We start from the raw sequence: 434 nt of genomic DNA on the forward strand, positions 1-434 counted from the left end.
ATCGTATGGGTCTTGACGTCCGGTTTGCAAACAGCCGCAACGACGCCGCGCTTTTCTGCGTCCGGCTTGGAAACACAGCCAACAAACTCAAGCGCCGAAGGCGAGTACCGTACGAAATTGGCCGGCCGCAAGCGCCTGAATACGGCCAGCATCCGGCCCAACCCACTGCTCAGCGTCTCGCGTGTCCGGCTATCCGTAACGCCAAACCACGTTTGAACATTGCGTCTGGCTTCGGCATCCCAGCGGCGCAATTCCGCCAGTCGTGCCTCGGTGCGAGCCACGAGAATCGCGCATAGATCCATCGCGAGCGCGGCGAAGGCGTCATTGGTCATGTTCGGGCAGATCAGCGTGGGATGATCTGCCAGCGCCGTCGCGGTGTCCCTATGGCTGGCTTTGTGACGGCTTGCATCTACCCATTGCGAAGGAGACAGGAC

The 434-nt window shown here is 60.8% G+C and carries 1 protein-coding gene; it reads right to left on the reverse strand.

From position 1 onward, the window contains the following. A partial coding sequence (locus AC1DBD_RS17825) for a M35 family metalloendopeptidase (protein WP_476982721.1) occupies positions 1-332 on the reverse strand: 332 nt, incomplete at its 3' end. Positions 333-434: the final 102 nt, after the last annotated feature.

The organism is Arthrobacter sp. 10T419 (assembly GCF_056394105.1).